Raw genomic sequence first — 7,835 nt, forward strand, 5'->3', positions numbered from 1 at the left:
CATTCTGGATTATGGTCGACCAATTCAATTGGATATAGTGTATTCCATTCGTCTTTGGTCAAGTCATTTAGCGTTTTTTTCATTCTATAGTTTTGGTTTGGTCAGCTTGCGCACAACGGTTGGGCTAAGGTTCGTTGCTGTGATTCGTCCGAAGGACAATCCAGCCGAACCTAAAGATAGCTTTTTGCGCGTGATTTCCGTTTAGGAAATCCGCAAGCAATGAATTTTAGGCTTTGTTGTGCAACGTATTTTATTTGTTTTCTCTTTTCCTTTTTATGTATTTTCCAATGAAAACAATTCCTGATGCTTGAATCAAAGTGTTTAAAAAGAGTAGAATCAGATTATTGATTTTCCAAAATTCAATATTGTTCTGTAACAGTGGAAATCCGTCCTTAAATTGTCCGATTGGAAATCCGACAACGCTATTTATAATTCCGTTTAATTCAACCTGTTTATGATTTACATCGTCTCCAATTGATAAGATTCCTAATACAACACTTAATATTGACAGTCCAATCAAGATAAAAACCATCATCAGTATTATTTGGTAAATAGTTTTTGTTCGGTTTTTCAAAATTTAATGTTCCGTATTTGGATTTGATATGTTGCACAACGTGTTTGTGTATGGTTTCGTTGCGTCTGGAGCGAAGTACTTTTGCGTTGGGATAAGCCGCGAGCGGCGAAAAATCCAAGTGGGCAAAAGTGCGAAGCTTTGATCGCAAATCTTTCCGTTTAGGAAATATACTAATATTATCGGGATCTTGAGGTTATTGATTCAGAAGCAATGAGCTATACACGTTGTTGTGCAACGTATTTTATTTTTCAAGATATTCTTCTAACCAATATTTGGCATAAGTCCACATAAAGTTTTCTTCATCTTTCAACAGTAACTTTTTTAGTTCAATCTGGTCAAAATAGGTGCATCCTGAACACACAGAAACTAAATCGGTCGATTCGTATGCTTTTTTAATCAATTCCTTGTCAGTTTCAGTCAAATCATATTTGTCCAATTCCGATAATCGTTCCGCAACGATTACTGCCATAAATCGTTCTGCTGGATTTTTAGATTTCAGTTTTTTAATGACCTTTTTATATTTCCCATCGTGAATGTCAAAAGTCGTGTCATTAACAACGTCTGAGCTTGTTCCACCTGCATAACATCCAAATCCGATTAATTCTTTCGGATTTATATTGTCTTGAGATAATCCATTGCTTGAGATAAAAAAGGTAAGTATTAGAATCAGTATTCTCATTTTTTTGTCAAATGTTTTGAAAAAGGAAATGATGTTTTTACTTATCAAGAACTTTATCGAGAAGGTCGTGATAGTCAGATTCAGCTAACTTCCATACCTTTTTTTCTAAATCATGAACCTTGTCGTAAAAGTTTTCGTCTAAATCCGATTCCACTTTTCCTTTTAATAGTTCTTTTATTTCAAATTGCGTTTGTAATATGGTTCTAACATATCTTTGGTTTCTGTTTGATATTTCGAGTATTCTTAATAAAGCGTTTCCAACGTTTACATTAAACCCAATTTCGTTTTTATCATTCATTAAATCATCTATATCCATAATATTTTTCTCAAATGTTGCACAACGGTCTCGGCTATGAGTAGTTGCGTGGTTTAGCAGTCAACTTTGCAAGTACACACCAAGCTGAAAATCCGTGAGGATTTTCAGAAGTAGGCGAGAAAAAGCAATTACTTATAGCCAATGTTGTGCATAGTTGTTTTTTACGTATCAAGTGAAATCTCATTCCAGTCAAATTCTTTGTAAACTGTATATTCCAATGCTTTTCTTCTTTCCATTATTATATCCAAATCAACTTTGTCCGATTGTTTCCCAGTCAATTTGTTATTTCGAGCGAACCAATGAGCACGATAGAACTTGTCCAACATTTCAAATATTTCCACTTGATTTCTCAATTTGAATTCAGATATAAATTTTTTCGCTGGTTCATTTTTCGCAATGTTCGGAATTAAAGTAGCAAGTGAATCTTCCACACCAGTATTTAAAGTCAGATTATTGTGAAGTCCGCCAATCCAAGCAAAAGTCCAAATGGCTTCTACAAACCAATAAATATCTATTTGAGTCTGTTCGGGTAATTCCGAATATTCCGTTTCCAAATATTCTAATTCTTCTTCGTTCAGATAGTTCATAAGTCCATTTTCCTCAAGCCACTTTTTTATTATGTCTCTTGGTGCTTGAAGATGTAACTGAAATAATGCATTCAGAACCATTATTCTACGAGCAATTTCTTTTGGTTCTCTAAATTCAGGATTGTCCAAATGAGGTAAATGTTCAATCACCTCAATTCCGTTCGAACGCAATTGCTTTGTATTCCTATCCTTTATTTTTTCTGGTTTGATTTTGTTTTGGAACCACATTTTTCTTCAATTATGCACAACGGTTTAGCTATGAACAGTACGGGAGCAAACTAGCTTTTACTTTCCGTTAGGCTCATAGCCAAACCTTTTTGTTTTGCTTTTTCTTTTTTATTTAAAGCCAAATCCCAAAGATTTGGCGGAGTTTGTTGATATTCCGGGTTTATAACTTAAGCAGCTATACCCGTATTGTTTATAGGTTTTGTTGTACACCGTTTTTTTTAGTCCAGATAGTTCTCAACTTTTTTGATTCCGACAACTATTTTATGATTTTCGGGTAAACATTCAAGCAGTTCAGTTGGTCTCGCCAATTCGTATTCGTCTTCAGTTTTCCGATACCATTCTAAAACTTTTTCGAACAATGTAATTCCACCAGTTTCATCCCCGAGTTTATATTTACAGTATCCGATTTGCTCTATCAATTTTACATATCTCCAAAGCTGGAATTTCTTTAGTTCTTTATCATTTACCTTTAGATAATTTTCGAGAGCTAAATCTAAATTCCCTATGTCGTGATAAATATGAGCCAAATATAAACGGGCAAGAAAATTCGATTCGTCTTTCTCAACTGACTTACTAAAGTTTTCGAGTATTCTTTCAGAGTGGTTTTTCCAATCTTCGCTTTCATAATCAACTAATCCGAGAATTTGATAATTTTCAGAAGTCAATTCATTTTGGTCTAATAACTTTTTCCGAATATCATTTCTTAGCGAATCCTTTTCGGTAGGATTTTCTGAGATAAAGAACTTATCATACTGTTCTAAAATATCCTTTTCAAATTCTGTTTTCAATGAATGTTACTTTTTTGCGAAATGGTGTACAACGGTTCGGCTAAGCGTAGTGCGGATGCAAGGAAACATTTCGTTTCCGTCTGCACACGAAGCTAAAGCTTATTGTTTAGTTTTACTTTTTCTTGTCCAAAGCTAAATCCATAAGATTTAGCGACTTTATAAATATACCCAGACCTTTCGGTTTTGCCCTAAAGCCCGCATTACGTTTAGGTTTTGTTAGCCACTGGCTTTTTCAGGTAAGTGTGTCGGCAAGATATACGAGTCCGAAAATCCAGCCGACATAAAGTAAAGTATATCCGAGCGCATACATAGCAGAAATACCCAAATCTCCTTTTGTATCTGCTGATTTGCTAAAAACAAATTTAAGAGCACGAAAGAAAACCCAATATAGCATTGCCAAGATTATAAAAATTGAGAGCCAAAGTATTGCTTCGAAAAGCACCAAAAGTATTGCAATCATTATTGTTACTCCAATCCATAAAAGTATTGATAATAAAAGTCCTCCTATTCCATCTCCAACAGATATATCAGGTGTAGCTGGCATATTCCCAGATTCGAATATTGGGGTTTTGACTTTATAGTCTTCAATTTTAGGAAAGTTATCTAAAAGTCCAACACCTTTATAAAGTCCATATAGCATAAACAAAAAAAGTGCTATTGAAATCATTCCTAAAGACAGGTAGAAGTTTTCTGTCAAAGTCCTATGATAATTTTCTCCGGTCAGATAAACCGTTAAAATCGTAATCCCAATTACGATTAGAGATACTTTAAAAACTGATTTCCCTTTTAAATATGTTTGTTTCGCTTTCAATATTATTTTTAGCTTGTGGCTAACGGTTTAGCTATGAACAGTACGGGAGCAAACTGGCGTTTGCTTTCCGCCACGCACATAGCGAAATCTTTTGGTTTTGTTTTTTCTTTGTCCCACTAAAAAGCAAAATCCCAAAGATTTTGCGGAGTTCATAAAAATACACAAACCCTGCAATTAAGCCCGAAGCCCGGATTGTTTATAGGTTGTGTTATCTGCTGGCTTTTTTTAACAGGTCATTGAATTCAGTCTCCGTAAGTATTTTGTCCAATTCCAATTCAATGATTCTATGAGGAAGATGTCTCTCGTATTTTATCATACCAAGGTTTTTGGAATAAAACGAATATTGATAAAAGCCATAACTATCGTTTTGGTCAATTGCGCTTATAGAATATTCACCTTTGAATTTTAACGTATTGTATTCTTTTCCGGCAACGGTTATTTTTTCAAATCCTAGCTCCGTTCTTTTCTTGCTTTACTCGAATCGTCCAAATTGATTTCTATACTTTACCAAATAACTGTACTCTTTGTCCCCATTCCATTTGAACACATCTTTATTCACAACTTCAGATAAGGAAGAAGTCATTTTTACTGAATCATAAACGTAATGGTCAGTATAATTAACTAATTCTGCACCATCTTCTTTAAGTACTTCTAGCAACGAATCATGAATATTAAATTCTTTATCGTACGAGACCGTTTTAATTTCTTTAGTATCTGGGTAGGTAGTTACTTGCCAATACTCAAAATGGTCCGAATCATTTTTATCAACGTATTTGTAAACTTTGGTTTCGATTTTATTTGTCAATGGGTAGTAATATTCCCTGAGGCTTTTTTGACCTACGCAACTTGTCGCAGAAGAAATGATAAGGATTAAGGCTAGTAAGTTTTTCATTTACATTTTTCAGCTTGCAGATAACGGCTTGGTATATGAAGAGTAGCGGGATTTATGAACTTACCTTTCGGTTTAACATCGACCTTAAATCTAAAAACCAACTTTTGGTGAAGCACTTCGACCGCTATTTTTTATATACCGTGTTGTAAGCCGTTTTTATTCGCTATTATAGTTTCCATTCGATTAATCGGTTGGTTGAGTTTAATGGACATTCCATTTTCCTCAAGGATTTGGACTACTTCTTTTGGTTCAATTCGCACTTTTTGGTAGCTACTGACTTTTTGATTCCATTGTCCATTTGATTTTTCGTACAACAAATCCGTTACCTTAACTTTTTCAGGTTCATATTCCAAAATGCAGGTCAAAATTCTGTCATTCGTGCTTTTTACAGGAATGAACCTTTGTTGGTCGCTCAGTTCACTAGTGTAATTTCGGAAGGTCAAAATCAAATGTCCATTATCTGTCAAAATCTTTGTGCAATCTGAAATCAATTTTTCAATTCGTTCTTTGCTGTCTAAATGCGTGATTGTGTCGCCACAACAGATTATCAGTTCTGGTTTTAGGCTTTCCAATTCTCGTACTTGGGTAATGTCTAGCAACTTTGTTTTAACTCCTTTCGCATTGGGGTTGGCTTTCAATTCTTTCAGAAGCTGTTCGTTAAAATCGACAGCAACAACTTCAAAGCCTAATCTTTTCAAGGCGATGCTCTGAATTCCGTTTCCTGCTCCTAAATCAATGGCATTTTTGGTCGTCTTTGGTTCAACTCCGTTCGAGCTTAATAAATTTTGAAATTCAGTTGATTTTGGTTCCAAATCTCCAAGCATCCAAGAGTAGAAATCGGCAAGGTGTTTTTCGTAATGTTCTTTTACTCGCATAGTTTGTCTTAAATGGCTTACAACGGTCCGGCTAAGCGTAGTGCGGTAGTAAGGAAACTTGTCGTTTCCGTCTGCGCACGAAGCTAAAGCTTATTGTTTAGTTTTATTTTTTTCTTGTCCAAAGCTAAATCCATAAGATTTAGCAACTCAATAAATATACACAGACCTTTCGATTTAGCCCTAAAGTCCGCATTACGTTTAGGTTTTGTTGTGTTTAGTATTTTATCTTTAATTATTTAAAAATGGAATTGTGATTGCCATTATAAGTATGAAGAATAATACATTGAATATAAAATAAGTTAAAAATAGGCGAATAATTACAAGTCCCTTTTTTGTATTACTAAAGAATTGTATGTAAGACCAAAAATTGAATAATACCGATATTATAACCGCGGGAAGCACGGTATAATCATTGATATCGAAAAAAGCACCTATAACCATAAAAAGAGAATAAAATATCGCTTGTTGACCTGTTATATATGAGTTAATAACGATGTTTTCCAAATAGTTTTTGCCAAGCCCTAAAAATGAAATGAAAGATGCTAAGGAGAAAATTGGGATTAACAATAGCGTTGTATAGGCATAGTTATTACTTAGCCAGTTTACTATAGGAAATTTAGTAATAGAATCTTTACCTTTTTCGGTATCAGATGCACCATCCGATGCACCATTTAAAAAGTCATCAATTAAAGTTGGACTATCCGAAATTTGGGATACAAGAAAATAAATTGTTGACAAGGTTAGCACAAAAGCGATAGGTTTAAAATATTCTTTTCTTTTTCCTTGTATAAAATCTCGAATGGCATGACCTGGTCTAGTGAATAACTCTTTAATTGTAAAGAAAAGCCCACGGTTTAGCTGAAAAACACTATCCGAAATTTCAGTAATGAAATTTGGAAGATTTAACTTGTCCACTTTTGAGTTTTGACCACAATTAGCGCAAAAATTGCCATCCACTTTATTATCGCAATTTTTACATTTCATTTCTAAGTTTTTTAATATTAAACACAACGGTTCGTGTATGGCTTCGTTGCGGAAAACGTCCAACGGACTTTTCCGCCGTAGCCCGAATTTAGCGAATCAGGCTGGATTTTCCATTTGGAAAATCCGATCGCAATGAGCTATACACAATGTTACCACACGTTTTTTATTCCCAAAATTCATATTCAAAATACCTTGGGACATATCCCCGAATACTTTTTAAAAGTCCATTGTCGTAATACTTATAAGTCAGTTGGAATTCGTTTACTCGGTCGTTCATGAATTTCGAATAGATGTCGGACTTTATTAGTTGCCCATTTTCGTTAAAAATATTCTTAATCGTCTTGTCGTCTTCAAATTTCTCTAAGTCCGTATAGTCCTTGTAAGCAGTTGTGTTTGGAATTCCATTAATGGTGTCCGTCACTTTTTTAAGTTTTGGCTGAAAATAAAATCCATAAAACCTTTTCACGTAAAAGTCCTTGTCGTATTCTTTAGTCTTATGATATATAATTATTGAATCATTTTTCCTTGTTGTTGTAGATTCAAAGGGTTGATAATTATAAGATGTTTCATATACAAAACTTCCCAAATTCTTTCTTGAAGAAATTAGTTTCCCATTCGGATTGTATTTAAAAGTGATCGAGTCTTGTCCAATAGAATCTACAATTTTGGTCAGTAGATTTTGTTCGTCATATTCAAAGAGGTTGATTTTATCAATTGTTTTATGTTTCCGAGTTCTCCGATTGTATGAAGCACTATAGTTTGTCGAGCGTATTCTTTTTCCTGTTCGGTCAAATTCTATGATTTCGGACAAATCTTTTTGCGAATTCATATACACAAATATTTTCTTTACCTGTCGGTTTGCATAAATACTGTCAGGTTGCCACTTATTTTCGATTTGTCCAAAACAGCATATTGGTAGGTAAATAAGTATTAAAAGAAGAAAACTGTTTATTCTGTCCAATTTAATTTTTCAAATGTGTGGTAACGGTTCGTATAACCGCAGTTACGGGTTAATATGCGTTAATTTTCGGTTTAGCACTGACGTTAGCAATTCCGAGTGGATTCGGACGTAGTCGAATCCGCCGTAATTGCGGTTATACA

The 7,835-nt window shown here is 34.3% G+C and carries 11 protein-coding genes; 1 reads left to right on the plus strand and 10 read right to left on the minus strand.

Annotated elements, in window-relative coordinates; all coding sequences use genetic code 11:
* Positions 1-205, plus strand: a 205-nt coding sequence (locus FK220_RS20160; protein WP_238719130.1) for a hypothetical protein, incomplete at its 5' end; no start/stop codon positions are given.
* Positions 206-250: 45 nt separating this feature from the next.
* Here FK220_RS20160 and FK220_RS19840 read toward each other — a convergent pair.
* The 10 genes from FK220_RS19840 to FK220_RS19885 form a co-directional block, all read right to left on the minus strand.
* On the minus strand, positions 251-535 hold the full coding sequence (locus FK220_RS19840; protein ID WP_152576108.1) for a hypothetical protein: 285 nt from the start codon (positions 533-535) through the stop codon (positions 251-253).
* A gap of 280 nt (positions 536-815) precedes the next feature.
* Positions 816-1,253, minus strand: a complete 438-nt coding sequence (locus FK220_RS19845; RefSeq protein ID WP_152576109.1) for a hypothetical protein — start codon at positions 1,251-1,253, stop codon at positions 816-818.
* A gap of 37 nt (positions 1,254-1,290) precedes the next feature.
* Positions 1,291-1,569 (minus strand): hypothetical protein, encoded by a 279-nt coding sequence (locus tag FK220_RS19850; RefSeq protein ID WP_152576110.1) that lies wholly within the window; start codon positions 1,567-1,569, stop codon positions 1,291-1,293.
* Between the two features lie 161 nt (positions 1,570-1,730).
* Complete coding sequence (locus FK220_RS19855) at positions 1,731-2,384, minus strand: DUF4272 domain-containing protein (RefSeq protein ID WP_152576111.1); 654 nt, start codon at positions 2,382-2,384, stop codon at positions 1,731-1,733.
* Positions 2,385-2,602: 218 nt separating this feature from the next.
* Positions 2,603-3,172, minus strand: coding sequence for a tetratricopeptide repeat protein (locus FK220_RS19860; protein WP_152576112.1), 570 nt, complete (start codon positions 3,170-3,172; stop codon positions 2,603-2,605).
* Positions 3,173-3,404: 232 nt separating this feature from the next.
* Positions 3,405-3,983 (minus strand): hypothetical protein, encoded by a 579-nt coding sequence (locus tag FK220_RS19865; RefSeq protein ID WP_152576113.1) that lies wholly within the window; start codon positions 3,981-3,983, stop codon positions 3,405-3,407.
* Between the two features lie 472 nt (positions 3,984-4,455).
* Positions 4,456-4,875, minus strand: coding sequence for a hypothetical protein (locus FK220_RS19870; protein ID WP_152576114.1), 420 nt, complete (start codon positions 4,873-4,875; stop codon positions 4,456-4,458).
* 131 nt (positions 4,876-5,006) lie between these two features.
* Positions 5,007-5,750: a class I SAM-dependent methyltransferase gene (locus tag FK220_RS19875; protein ID WP_152576115.1), complete on the minus strand. Its 744-nt coding sequence runs from the start codon at positions 5,748-5,750 to the stop codon at positions 5,007-5,009.
* A gap of 228 nt (positions 5,751-5,978) precedes the next feature.
* A complete protein-coding gene (locus tag FK220_RS19880; RefSeq protein ID WP_152576116.1) occupies positions 5,979-6,734 on the minus strand; it encodes a DUF3667 domain-containing protein in 756 nt (251 codons plus the stop codon).
* Between the two features lie 163 nt (positions 6,735-6,897).
* Positions 6,898-7,155 carry a hypothetical protein gene (locus FK220_RS19885; protein WP_152576117.1) on the minus strand — a complete coding sequence of 86 codons (258 nt, stop codon included), beginning with the start codon at positions 7,153-7,155 and terminating at the stop codon, positions 6,898-6,900.
* Positions 7,156-7,835 lie beyond the last annotated feature (680 nt).

The sequence above is a fragment of the Pelagihabitans pacificus genome (assembly GCF_009371985.2).
In the GTDB taxonomy this organism is placed as follows: domain Bacteria; phylum Bacteroidota; class Bacteroidia; order Flavobacteriales; family Flavobacteriaceae; genus Pelagihabitans; species Pelagihabitans pacificus.